Below are 14,092 nucleotides of genomic sequence, written 5' to 3' on the forward strand. Positions count from 1 at the left end.
CGCATCAAACCGTCAATTGCGTTCACTTGTTGTGCAATTGACCCATGATCCCGGCTGCGCACGGTCCATGACGTCTCACGATACGTGGCAAGCCGCCGATGCGCGGCCGAGTCGGACAACCCGGCCGCCGCCCGGCGGGCGCGTACCGGACGGCCCGTCACCCGCCCCCGCTCCGGCGGCCGGACCGCCCCGCCGTACCGGGTGCCCGGCACGTCCACCCGGTACGTCCACCCGCCGGATCACCTACCCGGCCGGGCCCCTCGTCAGTCCGTCGGCTCGAACGTGGCGTGGGCGGTCTCGCGCAGGGCGGTGCACTCCGCTCCGTCCCACTCGCTCGCCTTGCAGCTGATCATGATCGAGTAACCGTGGGTGGCGTCCGCCTTGAAGCCCCGGTTGAGCACCCGGACCCGCATGCCGTCCTGCATGCGCGTGAACTCCCAGTCGGCGACGGTCGGGTAGCCCTTGTAGTCGACCTTCTTGATCCCGATGTGCTCGTAGCCGGAACTGAGGCTCTTGGTGGCGGTCACCGCCGCCGCCCAGGCGGCGGCGGCGTCGTCCTTCGGGGAGGAGTTGTAGTCGACCTGGACGCGCGGGAACCCGCCGTCGGCGTTGTAGATGGCGCCCGAGTTCCGGCCCGCCACCCGGTCGAAGGTGAAGTCCTCGGGCATCGCCATGCTGAAGTGGAACTGCTTGTTGGTGACGGTCTCGAACCCGTCCGGCACCGCGTCCGGAGCGGGCGACGCCGGGGCCGACGGGGTCTCACCGGATGCTCCTCCGGACGCCTCCCCCTTCTCCTCCCCCTGGCCGTCCTGCCCGGCCTCCCCGTCGGCCGCGCCTCCGGCCGGGGTCTTCCCGGCCGGTCCGCCGTCGGCGTCACCGCCCGCCGCCGCACCGGCCGACGAGGCGGTGTCGCCCTTGCCGGATCCGCCCGACCGGTTGTCCTTCTCGTCGCCCCCGAGGGTCAGCGCGAGCACCGTGCCGAGGACGGCGAGCACCACGACACCGGCGATGATCACCAGGGTGCGGCGCGGAACCACGTCGGTGATCGGCGCGCGCTGGACCGCCGGGGCGCCTGCCGGAGCCTTCGGGGCGGTGGCCGGGCCGGCGGCCGAGGCGGTGGCCGCCGTGGCGGACGGGGTCTTGGCGTTCCTGACGGACCGCAGCGCGCCGCGCAGCCGTTCCTTGGTGCTCTCCCCGGCCGCCGACCCCGGCCCGGCCCCGATTCCGGCCGCCGGGCCTCCCGGGGCGGTGCCAGCCGTGCCGCCGGCGGGCCCGGGGACCGGGCCGGCGCCCGGGCCTCCCGCTGTGCCCGCGCCCGTCACGGCGCCCGCGCCGGGCGTGGAGCCGCTCGCGGTGCCCGTCCCGGCTGCGGCGAGCCCTGCGGCCGCTGCCGCTGCCCCTGCCGCCTTCTTGCTCCCGGCGCCCTTCGCGCCCTTGCCGGCGCTCTTCGGGGCGGGGGTGTCGGGGGTCCGGGGCAACGCCATGACCTGTGTGGCGTCGGCCGGCGGTGCGGGCGGCTCCTGGGGGGCGTTGATCACCGCGTTGAGCAGGACCCGCGCGCCCGCGTCGTCGAGCCGCTGCTCGGGGTCCCGGGCGAGCAGGCCGTAGATGACCTCGGTCAGCGGGCCGGCGTTCTTCGGCGGGTCCACCGGTTCCGTCATCACGGCCGTCAGCGTGGCGATGGCCGAGCCCTTGTCGTAGGGCGGGCAGCCCTCGACGCTCGCGTACAGCAGGCCGCCGAGCGACCAGAGGTCGGCGGGCGGGCCCGGCTTGTGGCCGCGCGCCCGCTCCGGCGAGATGTACGAGGGCGCGCCGACGAGCATTCCGGTCGACGTCACGGACGGGTCGCCCTCGACCTGCGCGATGCCGAAGTCCGTGAGGACGACCCGGCCGTCCTCGGAGATCAGCACGTTGGACGGCTTCACGTCGCGGTGCAGGATGCCCTCGCGGTGCGCCGAGCGCAGCACGTCGAGGATGGCCAGACCGACCTCGGCCGCGCGTCTCGGCGTCAGGGTCCCGTCCTCGCGGATCACTTCCGCCAGCGACTTGCCCTCGATCAGTTCCATCACGATCCACGGCCGGTCGTCCTCGTCGACCACGTCGTAGACCGTCACCGCGCTGGTGTTGCGGATCCTCGCGATCGCCTTGGCCTCACGCAGGGTGCGTGTGATCAGCCGTCGCTTCTCGTCCTCGTCGATGGCCGACGGGAACCGCAGTTCCTTGACGGCCACCGTGCGGCCCAGCGTCTCGTCGTCCGCACGCCAGACCGTGCCCATGCCGCCCCGGCCGAGCACACCTTTGAGCCGGTACCGCCCCGCGAGAAGACGTCCTTCTTTGTCCCGTTGGGGCTCCCGTGCCTGCTCCGCCTCCGACATGCGTCCCCTCTGCGATCAACCCGCCCTGGCAGAGCGTTCATTGTCCCTCACCCCGGGACCGGTCATGGTGCCGGGTCCGGGGCCGGTCGCGATGCGGCCCTGCCGGGAAGCCCCGGGCAGCGCCGGGGGTCAGGGCGCCACTTCCCGCCCCCGCACCGCTGGTTCCACCCGCCCGGACAGGGCGGTCCGCCCAGCGAACCACATCTCGTCCCATCGTCCTCCCCCGGCCTGCGCGCCGTCGAGGGGCGTATCCCACGACGGCCTCCCGGCGGGTGGCGGTTCCCCGCACCCTACGAGACGCGGCCCCCGTCCGGAGCGGCCGTCTCGCCGGACGGCCGCTCCCGGACCGCCGGCACACCGGGACGCGGCGGCCCCGCACCCCGCCGGCGACCGTCACCGGCCGTCCGCCGCCGGCCGCCGTCACCGGGCCCGCCGGACAGCGGAAGGACGCCCGCCCCTCCCCTCGCGGTCCTCCAACTCCCCCGCTCCCCAAGGGCTCCGGCCGGAGGGATCCGGCCGGAAGGCCCCCGCCGCGCCCGTGCCGGACGCCGGCCCCCCGGACAGCACCGGTCCCGGGCAGCGGGGCCCCGGACAGCACCGGCCCCGGCCCACCGCCCCGGACTACTGGAGCGGCACGATGTCCGGCGCTCCCAGCCGTGCCGCGTCCGCCGTGAGGTCGTCGGGCTGCCGCTGCGACTCCCGCTCCGCCTCGACCCGCTTGCGGTAGTGCTCGACCTCCCGCTCCACCTGCCCGGTGTCCCAGCCCAGCACCGGCGCCATCAGGTCCGCGCACTCCCGTGCGCAGCGCGTGCCCCGGTCGAAGGTCTCGATGGAGATCCGGGTACGCCGGGTCAGTACGTCGTCGAGGTGGCGGGCCCCCTCGTGCGAGGCCGCGTAGACGATCTCCGCCCGCAGGTAGTCCTCCGCCCCGGCGAGGGGTTCGCCGAGCGCCGTGTCCCGGCCGATCAGCTCCAGGACCTCCTCGGCCGTGGCGCCGTAGCGGTTGAGCAGGTGCTCGATCCGGGCGACGTGCAGCCCGGTGCGGGCGGCGGTCCGGGCCCGGGCGTTCCACAGGGCGCGGTACCCCTCGGCGCCGAGCAGGGGCACCTCCTCGGTGACGCAGTCCGCCACCCGCTGGTCCAGCCCGTGCACCGCGGCGTCCACGGCGTCCTTGGCCATCACCCGGTACGTCGTGTACTTGCCCCCGGCCACCACGACGAGCCCCGGCACCGGGTGGGCGACCGTGTGTTCGCGGGAGAGCTTGCTCGTCGCGTCCGACTCACCGGCCAGCAGCGGCCGCAGCCCGGCGTAGACCCCCTCGACGTCGTCCCTGCCCAGCGGGACGTTGAGTACGGAGTTGACGTGTTCGAGCAGGTAGTCGATGTCGGCGCTGGACGCGGCCGGGTGCGCCTTGTCCAGGTCCCAGTCGGTGTCGGTCGTGCCGATGATCCAGTGCCGCCCCCAGGGGATGACGAAGAGGACGGACTTCTCGGTGCGCAGGATCAGCCCGGTCGTGGAGTGGATACGGTCCTTCGGCACGACCAGGTGGATGCCCTTGGAGGCCCGGACGTGGAACTGCCCGCGCTCCCCGATGAGCGCCTGGGTGTCGTCCGTCCACACCCCGGTCGCGTTGACCACCTGTTTGGCCCGGATCTCGTACTCGCCACCACCCTCGACGTCCTGCACCCGCGCGCCGACGACGCGCTCGCCCTCCCGGAGGAAGCCGGTGACCCGCGCCCGGTTCGCCACGTGCGCGCCGTAGCCGGCGGCGGTGCGCACCAGCGTCGCCACGTACCGGGCGTCGTCCATCTGCGCGTCGTAGTACTGGAGGGCGCCGACCAGGGCGTCCTTCCGCAGAGCCGGTGCCACGCGCAGCGCCCGGCGCCGCGACAGGTGCCGGTGGACGGGCAGCCCGCGCCCGTGCCCCGAGGACACCGACATCGCGTCGTACAGCGCCACGCCCGAACCCGCGTACAGCCGCTCCCACCCCTTGTGCTGGAGGGGGTAGAGGAAGGGGACGGGTTTCACCAGATGCGGGGCCAGCCGCTCCAGCAGCAGCCCGCGCTCCTTCAGCGCCTCCCGCACGAGCGCGAAGTCCAGCATCTCCAGATAACGCAGCCCTCCGTGGATCAGCTTGCTCGACCTGCTGGACGTCCCCGACGCCCAGTCGCGCGCCTCGACGAGTCCGGTCGAGAGTCCTCTGGTGACGGCGTCCAGCACGGTCCCGGCGCCGACCACGCCCGCCCCCACGACCAGCACGTCCAGTTCGCGTCCGGCCATCGCGGCCAGCGCCTCGGCGCGCTCCGCGGGTCCCAGTGTCGCTGTCCTCACTGCTGCCTCCCGGTACTCCCGGTGCTCCGGTGGTCAGGGTGCTCCGCACGGGAACGCGGCCCGGCAGGTGGCCGGGGCAGCCTCGCCCGCCCCTCGATTCTGTCCGCGGTCCGCGACTTCAGCCACCGCCTGTGGACAACACCTGGCCGACGTGCGCCACAGAATGCGACATATAGGTCATATTTACGCCTAGTCTGACATAGCGCTGTCCACAGCGGTTGCGCTTTCAGGCTTTCGGTCTTAGAGGACCTGGCAGAGCGGGGCCCGATGGGACCGCGGCGTCCGGCGCGTGCGGTCGCAGGACGCCGGAGCGCCCTCGTGGCGGAGTCACGCGGGCGCTCCGGCGGCACAGCGAGCGGGCGTGCCGGGCATCGCGGGCCGGGCCCCCGTTCCGTCCGGGCCTCTCAGGGAAGGACGGCTCCTCCACATGCCCGCAGACCTCGCAGTCGTCGGACTCGGCCATCTCGGTTTGCCCCTCGCCCAGGCGGCCGTCGCCGCCGGCATCCAGACGGTCGGATACGACACCGACCCCCGCCCCCACGCCGAGCTGTCCGCCGGCCGTACGCCGGTCGAGGGGTCCCTCAGCGCCTCCGACATCCGCCGGATGCTCGCACGGGGCTTCCGGACCACCACGGACCCCGCCGAACTGGGACGCGTCCGCACCGCCGTGATCTGCGCCCCCACCCCGCTCGGCCCCGACCGCACCCTCGACCTCGGCGCCGTCACCGGGGCGACCCGCGCGCTGGCGGCCAGGCTCCGCCCGCACACCACCGTCCTGGTCGAGTCGGCCGTCCCGCCCGGCACCACCGAGAACGTGGTCCGGCCCCTCCTGGAGGAGGGCTCCGGGCTGCGCGCCGGACGCGACTTCCACCTCGCCCACTCCCCCGGCCGCCTCGACCCCGGCAACCGCACCCACGTCCTCGCCAACACCCCCAAGGTCATCGGCGGCCTCACCCCCGCCTGCACCGAGTCCGCCGCCGCCTTCTACAGCCGGCTCACCGACAAGGTCGTCCGGGCCCGGGGGCCCCGCGAGGCGGAGATGACCAAGGTCCTCGAAACCAACTTCCGGCACGTCAACATCGCCCTGGTCAACGAGATGGCGGTGCTCTGCCACGACCTCGGCGTCGACCTCTGGGACGTCATCCGGTGCGCCGAGACCAAGCCCTTCGGCTTCGAGCCCTTCCGCCCCGGCCCCGGCGTCGGCGGCCACGGCGTCCCCGTCGACCCCGGCCACCTCCCGTACAGCAGCCGCACCCCGGGGCACCCGCTGCGCATGGTCTCGCTGGCCAAGGAGATCAACGACCGGATGCCGGGCTATGTCATCCAGCGCTGCGCGACCCTGCTCAACGAACACGGCAAGTCCGTCCGGGGAGCCAGGGTGCTGCTGCTCGGCGTCACCTACAAACCGGACCTCGCCGACCAGGAGGCCGCCCCGGCCCGGGAGATCGCGGGCCGCCTGATCGACATGGGCGCGCAGATCGGGTACCACGACCCCCTCGTCCTGGACTGGCGGGTGCGGGAGGCCCCCGTGCCCCGCGCCGACTCGCTGTACGAGGCCGCCGCGGCGGCCGACCTGACGGTGCTCCTCCAGCACCACCGCACCTACGACCTCCAGGGACTGGCCGTGAAGGCCCAGCTCCTCCTGGACACGAGAGGGGCCACACCGGCGGGCGCCGCACACCGGCTCTGAGCGGCCGTCCTCCCCTCCGATATCACGGTGGGCAGGGCCGGTGCGGCCTGCTAGCCTGCGGCGTCACTCGTCGCACAGCCGTGCGCTTCCACTCCGGGGGGACCCACCACCATGAGCCAGCCACCGACCCCGCCCCAGCAGCCCTACGGCGGCGGGCAGCCCGCCGACGGCAACCCGTACGCGCAGCAGCAGCCCGGTCCGTACGGCCAGCAGCCCGGCGCGCCGACCGGCAACCCGTTCGCGCAGCAGGGCCAGCAGCCCGCCCCCTTCGGCGGTGCCCCGTACGCTCCCCCGCCGCCGGCCCGCAACAACATCGGCCTCGGTGTGCTGGCCGCCCTCGGCGCCGCGGTCGTCGCCGCCGTCCTCTACGGCGTGCTGGCGGGCACCATCGAGCGCGAGGTCGGTTACGCGGCCATCGGTGTCGGTTTCCTGGTGGGCTTCGTCGCGAGCAAGGTCGGCGGCTCCAACCCGGCCGTCCTCGGCGCCAGTGCCGTCTTCTCCCTGGCCGCCGTCTTCATAGGCCAGTTCATCGGCATGTCGATGATCCTCTCCGACCTGCTGCACGTGGGCTTCTTCGAGGTGTTCTTCGACCACTTCGGCGACCTCCTGGACGTCTGGAAGGAGGAGGCGGACTTCATGACCTACCTCTTCCTGATCCTCGCCCCGGTCGCCGCCTTCGGTGGCGCCAGGAAGGCCGACGGCTGACCGCCCCTCCCGACCACGCGCCGGGGCCCGGACCGCAGTCGCGGTCCGGGCCCCGGCGTCCGTCACCGTGCGGAGGTCAGCGGCGGTGCTGCGCGTCCGCCACCGTCACCTCGACGCGCTGGAACTCCTTGAGCTCGCTGTAGCCGGTGGTGGCCATCGCGCGGCGCAGGGCGCCGAAGATGTTCATCGACCCGTCGGGCGTGTGCGAGGGACCGGTCAGGACCTCCTCGGTCGTACCGACGGTGCCCAGGTCCACCAGCTTGCCGCGCGGCACGTCCTCGTGGACCGCCTCCATGCCCCAGTGCCGGCCGCGGCCCGGAGCGTCCGTGGCACGGGCCAGCGGGGAGCCCATCATCACCGCGTCGGCACCGCAGGCGATCGCCTTCGGCAGGTCGCCGGACCAGCCGACACCGCCGTCCGCGATGACGTGGACGTACCGGCCGCCGGACTCGTCCATGTAGTCGCGGCGGGCCCCGGCCACGTCCGCGACGGCGGTCGCCATCGGGACCTGGATGCCGAAGACGTTGCGCGTGGTGTGCGCGGCGCCGCCGCCGAAGCCGACGAGCACACCGGCCGCACCGGTCCGCATCAGGTGCAGGGCCGCGGTGTAGGTGGCGCAGCCGCCGACGATCACCGGGACGTCCAGCTCGTAGATGAACTGCTTCAGGTTGAGCGGCTCGGCCGCGCCCGACACGTGCTCGGCGGAGACCGTCGTACCGCGGATGACGAAGATGTCCACGCCCGCGTCGACGACCGCCTTGGAGAACTGGGCGGTGCGCTGCGGGGAGAGCGCGGCGGCGGTGACGACACCGGAGTCGCGCACCTCCTTGATGCGCTGCCCGATCAGCTCCTCCTGGATGGGGGCCGAGTAGATCTCCTGGAGCCTGCGGGTCGCGGTCGCGGCCGGCATCTCGGCGATCTCGTCGAGCAGCGGCTGCGGGTCCTCGTGCCGGGTCCACAGCCCTTCGAGGTTGAGGACCCCGAGACCGCCCAGCTCACCGATGCGGATGGCGGTCTGCGGGGAGACCACCGAGTCCATGGGGGCGGCCAGGAAGGGCAGCTCGAAGCGGTAGGCGTCGATCTGCCAGGCGATCGAGACCTCCTTCGGGTCGCGCGTACGCCGACTCGGTACGACGGCGATGTCGTCGAACGCGTATGCCCTGCGGCCGCGCTTGCCGCGCCCGATCTCGATCTCAGTCACGATGGTGTGGCCTTTCCTCTACGTCTGCGCTGACCAGTATCCCCGACCCACACACGAGGGGCGGTACCGGAACCCCGGACCGCCCCTCGTCTGCGCCACTGCCTGACGAGCCGGTGTCCGGCCCCTTTCCGGAGCCGGACGACGACTTCTTACTTCTTGCTGTAGTTCGGTGCCTCGACCGTCATCTGGATGTCGTGCGGGTGGCTCTCCTTGAGACCAGCCGAGGTGATCCGGACGAAACGGCCGTTGTCCTGGAGTTCGGGGACCGTCCGGCCGCCGACGTAGAACATCGACTGCCGCAGACCGCCGGTGAGCTGGTGGACCACCGCGGACAGCGGGCCGCGGTAGGGGACCTGGCCCTCGATGCCCTCGGGCACCAGCTTCTCGTCGGAGGCGACGCCCTCCTGGAAGTAGCGGTCCTTGGAGTACGAGCGCTGCTCGCCCCGGGTCTGCATCGCGGCCAGCGAACCCATGCCGCGGTACGACTTGAACTGCTTGCCGTTGATGAACATCAGCTCGCCCGGGGACTCCTCGCAGCCCGCCAGCAGCGAACCGAGCATCACCGTGTCGGCGCCGGCCACCAGGGCCTTGGCGATGTCACCGGAGTACTGGAGCCCGCCGTCACCGATGACCGGGACGCCGGCCGCCTTGGCTGCGAGGGACGCTTCGTAGATCGCGGTGACCTGCGGGACGCCGATACCGGCGACCACCCGGGTCGTGCAGATGGACCCCGGGCCCACCCCGACCTTGATGCCGTCCACACCGGCGTCGATGAGCGCCTGGGCGCCGTCCCGGGTGGCGATGTTGCCACCGATGACGTCGACCCCGGAGGAGTTCGACTTGATCTTCGCGACCATGTCGCCGACGAGCCGGGAGTGGCCGTGCGCGGTGTCCACGACGATGAAGTCGACACCGGCCTCGATCAGCGCCTGCGCCCGCTCGAAGGCGTCACCCGCGACACCGACGGCGGCGCCGACGATGAGCCGGCCTTCCTTGTCCTTGGCGGCGTTCGGGTACTTCTCCGCCTTGACGAAGTCCTTGACGGTGATGAGGCCCTTGAGGATCCCGGCGTCGTCGACCAGCGGGAGCTTCTCGATCTTGTGCCGGCGCAGCAGCTCCATGGCGTCCACGCCGGAGATGCCGACCTTGCCCGTGACCAGCGGCATCGGCGTCATGACCTCGCGCACCTGACGGCCGCGGTCGTTCTCGAAGGCCATGTCGCGGTTGGTGACGATGCCGAGCAGCTTGCCCGCGGCGTCCGTGACCGGGACACCGCTGATGCGGAACTTGGCGCAGAGGTCATCCGCCTCACGCAGCGTCGCGTCCGGGTGCACCGTGATCGGGTCGGTGACCATGCCGGACTCCGAGCGCTTCACCAGGTCGACGTGGTTGGCCTGGTCGGCGATGGACAGGTTGCGGTGCAGTACGCCCGCGCCGCCCTGCCGTGCCATGGCGATGGCCATGCGCGCCTCGGTGACCTTGTCCATCGCCGCGGACAGCAGCGGGATGTTCACCCGGACGTTCTTCGAGATGTACGAGGAGGTGTCGATCTGGTCGGGCGCCATGTCGGACGCGCCGGGCAGCAGCAGCACGTCGTCGTATGTCAGCCCGAGCGTCGCGAACTTCTCGGGCACTCCGTCGACGTTTGCAGTCATGACACCTTCCCCAAATGGCCTTGATCGGTGCGGACGTCCATGCTAACGGCCTCGCGGGCCGTCTCATTCCACCGCTGAGATCATCCGGTGGTTCTGTGACCGCCCGCACACCCGCGACGGGCCCCGCTCCGGACGCCCTGACCGGCCTATTGACCCGCGAGAGCCCTCAGCCGGCTCAGCGCGCGGTGCTGGGCGACCCGGACCGCACCCGGTGACATTCCGAGCATCTGTCCGGTCTCCTCCGCGGTCAGCCCGACCGCCACCCGCAGGACCAGCAACTCGCGCTGGTTCTCCGGAAGGTTGGCGAGGAGCTTCTTCGCCCAGGCCGCGTCACTGCTGAGCAGGGCGCGCTCCTCCGGACCCAGCGAGTCATCGGGGCGTTCGGGCATCTCGTCCGAGGGCACGGCCGTCGATCCGGGATGGCGCATGGCGGCGCGCTGGAGATCGGCGACCTTGTGGCCCGCGATGGCGAAGACGAATGCCTCGAAGGGCCTGCCGGTGTCCTTGTACCGGGGCAGCGCCATCAGCACGGCGACACAGACCTCCTGGGCGAGGTCCTCCACGAAATGACGGGCGTCGCCCGGCAGCCGGTTCAGCCGGGACCTGCAGTAGCGCAGGGCGAGCGGATGGACGTGGGCGAGCAGATCGTGCGTGGCCTGCGCGTCGCCGTCGACGGCACGGTGCACCAGAGCGCCGATCACCGTCGTCTCGTCGTCACGCATCGGACCATGGTGCCTTGGCGCCGCCTGATCCGCGGCATCGCGTCCCGAGTTGTGCACCGAAGCGTTATGAGCGGGTGCGCCGGATGTCATGTCCTGCGCCCTCCCCTTCCGCTCGACCGAATCGTTCCCGAGGAACTCCACACCTCAAGGATGCGGCATCGGCCGGGAAGCGTCACATACCACCGGCGGAGCCGGGCCGTCCACGGTTCCGCCGCCGTCCCGCCCGCGTCCGGCGGGCGGGACCGTACGACTGCCGGACACCGCCCCGCGGTGTCAGCGGACCAGGCCCCAGCGGAAGCCGAGCGCCACGGCGTGCGCGCGGTCCGAGGCCCCCAGCTTCTTGAACAGACGCCTGGCGTGCGTCTTCACGGTGTCCTCCGACAGGAAGAGCTCGCGTCCGATCTCCGCGTTGGAACGGCCGTGGCTCATGCCTTCCAGCACCTGGATCTCCCGCGCGGTGAGCGTCGGGGCGGCGCCCATCTCGGCGGACCGCAGCCGCCGCGGCGCCAGCCGCCAGGTCGGGTCGGCCAGGGCCTGGGTCACGGTGGCCCGCAGCTCGGCCCGCGAGGCGTCCTTGTGCAGGTAGCCGCGGGCACCGGCGGCGACCGCGAGGGCGACTCCGTCCAGGTCCTCGGCGACGGTCAGCATGATGATCCGGGCGCCGGGGTCGGCCGAGAGCAGCCGGCGGACCGTCTCGACACCCCCCAGGCCGGGCATGCGTACGTCCATCAGAATCAGATCCGAACGGTCGGCCCCCCAGCGGCGGAGGACTTCCTCGCCGTTGGCCGCCGTCGTCACCCGTTCGACGCCGGGCACGGTCGCGACCGCCCGGCGAAGCGCTTCTCGGGCAAGCGGGGAGTCGTCGCAGACGAGGACGGATGTCATGACCGTCCTCCGCAGCTGATGCGCGTCACCTTGAGCCTCCAGGGCTGGTACAAGTCGTCACCTGTGCGGTTGACCCCCTCGGACATCTGCCCGAGCTCGTTCTCCGTCAACCGCCTCCCCCTCCTCAACGACGGTCACTCGAAAGAGTTACGGGTCGAAGCGTCCGGTTCGGCACTCTAAGTGAGACGGCGCTCACAGAGAAGAACAACGCGTGTCCATTCACCCCCAATCACCTCTCTCACCCCTCTACGTGCCCCATTTAGCGGGTTTTCTTCCTTTTGTCTGCGTCTGTAGCTAGATTCCCGAGTAGTCATATTTACATCTACTAACACCGTGGATGTACGGTCGGGACTCCGGCCACCGATCACGTCCGGCGGCCGTCCGACGGCCGTGGTAGCCGTTCCGACTCAGCAAGGTTTCGAGGGGACACGCAATGGCAGATTTCTCCCGCCTTCCCGGACCCAACGCGGATCTGTGGGACTGGCAGCTGCTGGCCGCCTGCCGCGGGGTCGACAGCTCGCTGTTCTTCCATCCCGAGGGAGAACGCGGGGCGGCCCGGAGCGCCCGTGAGACCTCGGCGAAAGAGGTCTGCATGCGCTGCCCCGTACGCGCCGAATGCGCGGCGCACGCCCTCGCGGTCCGCGAGCCCTACGGCGTGTGGGGCGGCCTGACGGAGGACGAGCGCGAGGAGCTCATGGGCCGCGCCCGCAACCGCCTCGTCCCGGCGGGCGTCCCGGGCGGCACGAAGCCCCCCGCACGCCCGGAGCCCGGGCAGGACTGACACATCACCGTCACCGGCCGACGCAGAAACGATTCTTCACACCATGGCCGCGTGTCGGTCCGTCCCGCGGCGGGCGGCACACGGCCGTCCGCGGCCCGCCCGGTGGCGGACCGTTCCGGTCAGCGGGCGGCCGCCAGGGCCAGCTGGTCCAGGGTGGCCGCGACCGCCGGGACCCGCGCGAGGTCGGGCAGCGTGAGCGCGACGATCTCCCGTTCCACGGCTGGTTCCACCGTCACCGCGCCGGCGCCCTTGGGACGTACGGACTCGATGGCCAGGCGGGGCAGCACGGCGACGCCGAGGCCCGCGCCGACCAGGCCGACCACCGCCGGGTAGTCGTCGGTGGCGAAGTCGATCCGGGGGGTGAACCCGGCCGCCTCGCAGACCTCCACCAGCTGGCGCCGGCAGCGCGGGCAGCCCGCGATCCACGGCTCGTCGGCCAGGTCCCCGATGTCCACCGACTCCGCGCCGGCCAGCCGGTGCCCGTCGGGAAGCAGCCCGATCAGCCGGTCCCGCAGCAGCGGGCGCACCACCAGGTCGTCCCACTCGCCGCCCACGTCCCCGTAGCGGAAGGCCAGGGCGATGTCGCAGTCGCCGTCGCGCAGCATCTCCACCGAGCGCGGCGGTTCCGCCTCGACCAGCGAGACCCGGGTGCCGGGGTGGGCGGCGCGCAGGGCGGCCAGCGCCCCGGGGACGAGCGTCGAACTCCCGCTGGGGAACGACACGAGGCGCACCCGGCCGGCCCGCAGTCCGGCGATCGCGGCGACCTCCTCCTCGGCGGCGGTGAGCCCCGCGAGGATGCCGGACGCGTGGCGCACCAGCGCCTCGCCGGCCTCGGTGAGGCGCATCTCGCGGCCGGTGCGGATGATCAGCGGCGTACCGGCCGAGGACTCCAGGGCCTTCATCTGCTGGCTGACCGCGGGCTGGGTGCAGCCGAGTTCGCGGGCGGCGGCGGAGAAGGACCCGGTGGCCGAGACGGCACGCAGGACACGGAGGTGGCGGGCTTCGATCACCCTTCAACCATAAGCACTTCTTGCAGGGTGGGCGAATCGCTGGCGGGAAACTTTGAGGATCGCCGGTCCGCGCCCGACCGGCGTGGACGCCACAGGGTGCTGACCGTGCGCACCGGACGCCCGTAGGCGTTCCCGCACGCCGGTGGGCTCACCGGTGTCGGCAGGCGTCCGGCCGGGGATCCGGCGCCGGTCACCGGTCCGGGCGGCGGGGGGACGGACTGCGAGGGGGCGGGCGGCGGAAGGACGGGCGGCGGCGCGGTGTGCGGCCCGCGCCGCCACGGCGGCTCCGACCGGGGGGTGTACGCCTTCCCCCGTGAGGAACCCGGCTTCCGGGAGCGGGAGTCGGGGCGACCGCCGCCGAACGGCTCCCACCGCGGGGGCCCGACGGCCTGCGGGCCGCCGGTGGGTGAGGCACCGACCGGTGAACGCCCGTGGATCGGCGGGGAGTCGGCCTGGAGGGTACGAGCGGCCGCACCCCCTGCCGTACGCTCGCGGGCCCCCGGGCGAGAGGGGCCGGATGAAGCGGTTCACCCGCCGGGGCGCGACCGGCGCGTACCCGCGGGTCATCCGTCCGGGGGCGATCCGCGCGGGGGCCCGGTCGGGACCGTGTACCGGCCGGACCACGGGGTCACGGCCGCCCCGGTGCTCCGGGCGACGGCGGCGGACCGTTCCCCGCCCCGCCGCGCCTGTCGGCCGCGGGGGCCGCGCCGCGCCCGGAGGCCCTGAGGTCGGTCCGG

General features: G+C 72.8%; 10 protein-coding genes. 3 read left to right on the plus strand and 7 right to left on the minus strand.

Annotated features, from left to right (window positions below):
• Nucleotides 1-263: 263 nt before the first annotated feature.
• Nucleotides 264-2,375, minus strand: a complete 2,112-nt coding sequence (locus CP967_RS12955) for a serine/threonine-protein kinase (protein ID WP_150488145.1) — start codon at nucleotides 2,373-2,375, stop codon at nucleotides 264-266.
• 621 nt (nucleotides 2,376-2,996) lie between these two features.
• On the minus strand, nucleotides 2,997-4,706 hold the full coding sequence (locus tag CP967_RS12960) for a glycerol-3-phosphate dehydrogenase/oxidase (protein WP_150488146.1): 1,710 nt from the start codon (nucleotides 4,704-4,706) through the stop codon (nucleotides 2,997-2,999).
• Nucleotides 4,707-5,133: 427 nt separating this feature from the next.
• Here CP967_RS12960 and CP967_RS12965 point away from each other — a divergent pair, with 427 nt between their 5' ends.
• Both CP967_RS12965 and CP967_RS12970 read left to right on the plus strand, forming a co-directional pair.
• Entirely contained in the window at nucleotides 5,134-6,396 is a 1,263-nt protein-coding gene (locus CP967_RS12965) for a nucleotide sugar dehydrogenase (RefSeq protein WP_150488147.1), read from the plus strand.
• A gap of 111 nt (nucleotides 6,397-6,507) precedes the next feature.
• Complete coding sequence (locus tag CP967_RS12970) at nucleotides 6,508-7,101, plus strand: hypothetical protein (RefSeq protein WP_150488148.1); 594 nt, start codon at nucleotides 6,508-6,510, stop codon at nucleotides 7,099-7,101.
• A 76-nt stretch (nucleotides 7,102-7,177) separates the two neighbouring features.
• On the opposite strand, the gene CP967_RS12975 is transcribed toward CP967_RS12970, so the two are convergent.
• From CP967_RS12975 to CP967_RS12990, 4 genes are all read right to left on the minus strand, one after another.
• Nucleotides 7,178-8,302 carry a GuaB3 family IMP dehydrogenase-related protein gene (locus CP967_RS12975; protein WP_150488149.1) on the minus strand — a complete coding sequence of 375 codons (1,125 nt, stop codon included), beginning with the start codon at nucleotides 8,300-8,302 and terminating at the stop codon, nucleotides 7,178-7,180.
• Nucleotides 8,303-8,451: 149 nt separating this feature from the next.
• Nucleotides 8,452-9,957, minus strand: coding sequence for an IMP dehydrogenase (gene guaB, locus CP967_RS12980; RefSeq protein ID WP_150488150.1), 1,506 nt, complete (start codon nucleotides 9,955-9,957; stop codon nucleotides 8,452-8,454).
• A 146-nt stretch (nucleotides 9,958-10,103) separates the two neighbouring features.
• The gene (locus CP967_RS12985) at nucleotides 10,104-10,679 is read right to left on the minus strand and encodes a sigma-70 family RNA polymerase sigma factor (RefSeq protein ID WP_056796454.1); all 576 of its coding nucleotides are present in this window, start codon (nucleotides 10,677-10,679) and stop codon (nucleotides 10,104-10,106) included.
• Nucleotides 10,680-10,952: 273 nt separating this feature from the next.
• Nucleotides 10,953-11,564: a response regulator transcription factor gene (locus CP967_RS12990; RefSeq protein WP_003948568.1), complete on the minus strand. Its 612-nt coding sequence runs from the start codon at nucleotides 11,562-11,564 to the stop codon at nucleotides 10,953-10,955.
• 433 nt (nucleotides 11,565-11,997) lie between these two features.
• Between CP967_RS12990 and CP967_RS12995 the strand changes: the two genes are divergently transcribed.
• Nucleotides 11,998-12,345: a WhiB family transcriptional regulator gene (locus CP967_RS12995; RefSeq protein WP_150488151.1), complete on the plus strand. Its 348-nt coding sequence runs from the start codon at nucleotides 11,998-12,000 to the stop codon at nucleotides 12,343-12,345.
• Nucleotides 12,346-12,464: 119 nt separating this feature from the next.
• Here CP967_RS12995 and CP967_RS13000 read toward each other — a convergent pair whose 3' ends face one another.
• The gene (locus CP967_RS13000) at nucleotides 12,465-13,355 is read right to left on the minus strand and encodes a LysR family transcriptional regulator (RefSeq protein WP_150488152.1); all 891 of its coding nucleotides are present in this window, start codon (nucleotides 13,353-13,355) and stop codon (nucleotides 12,465-12,467) included.
• Between the last annotated feature and the right edge of the window lie 737 nt (nucleotides 13,356-14,092).

Origin of the sequence: Streptomyces nitrosporeus (assembly GCF_008704555.1) — a bacterium.
Taxonomy (GTDB): domain Bacteria; phylum Actinomycetota; class Actinomycetes; order Streptomycetales; family Streptomycetaceae; genus Streptomyces; species Streptomyces nitrosporeus.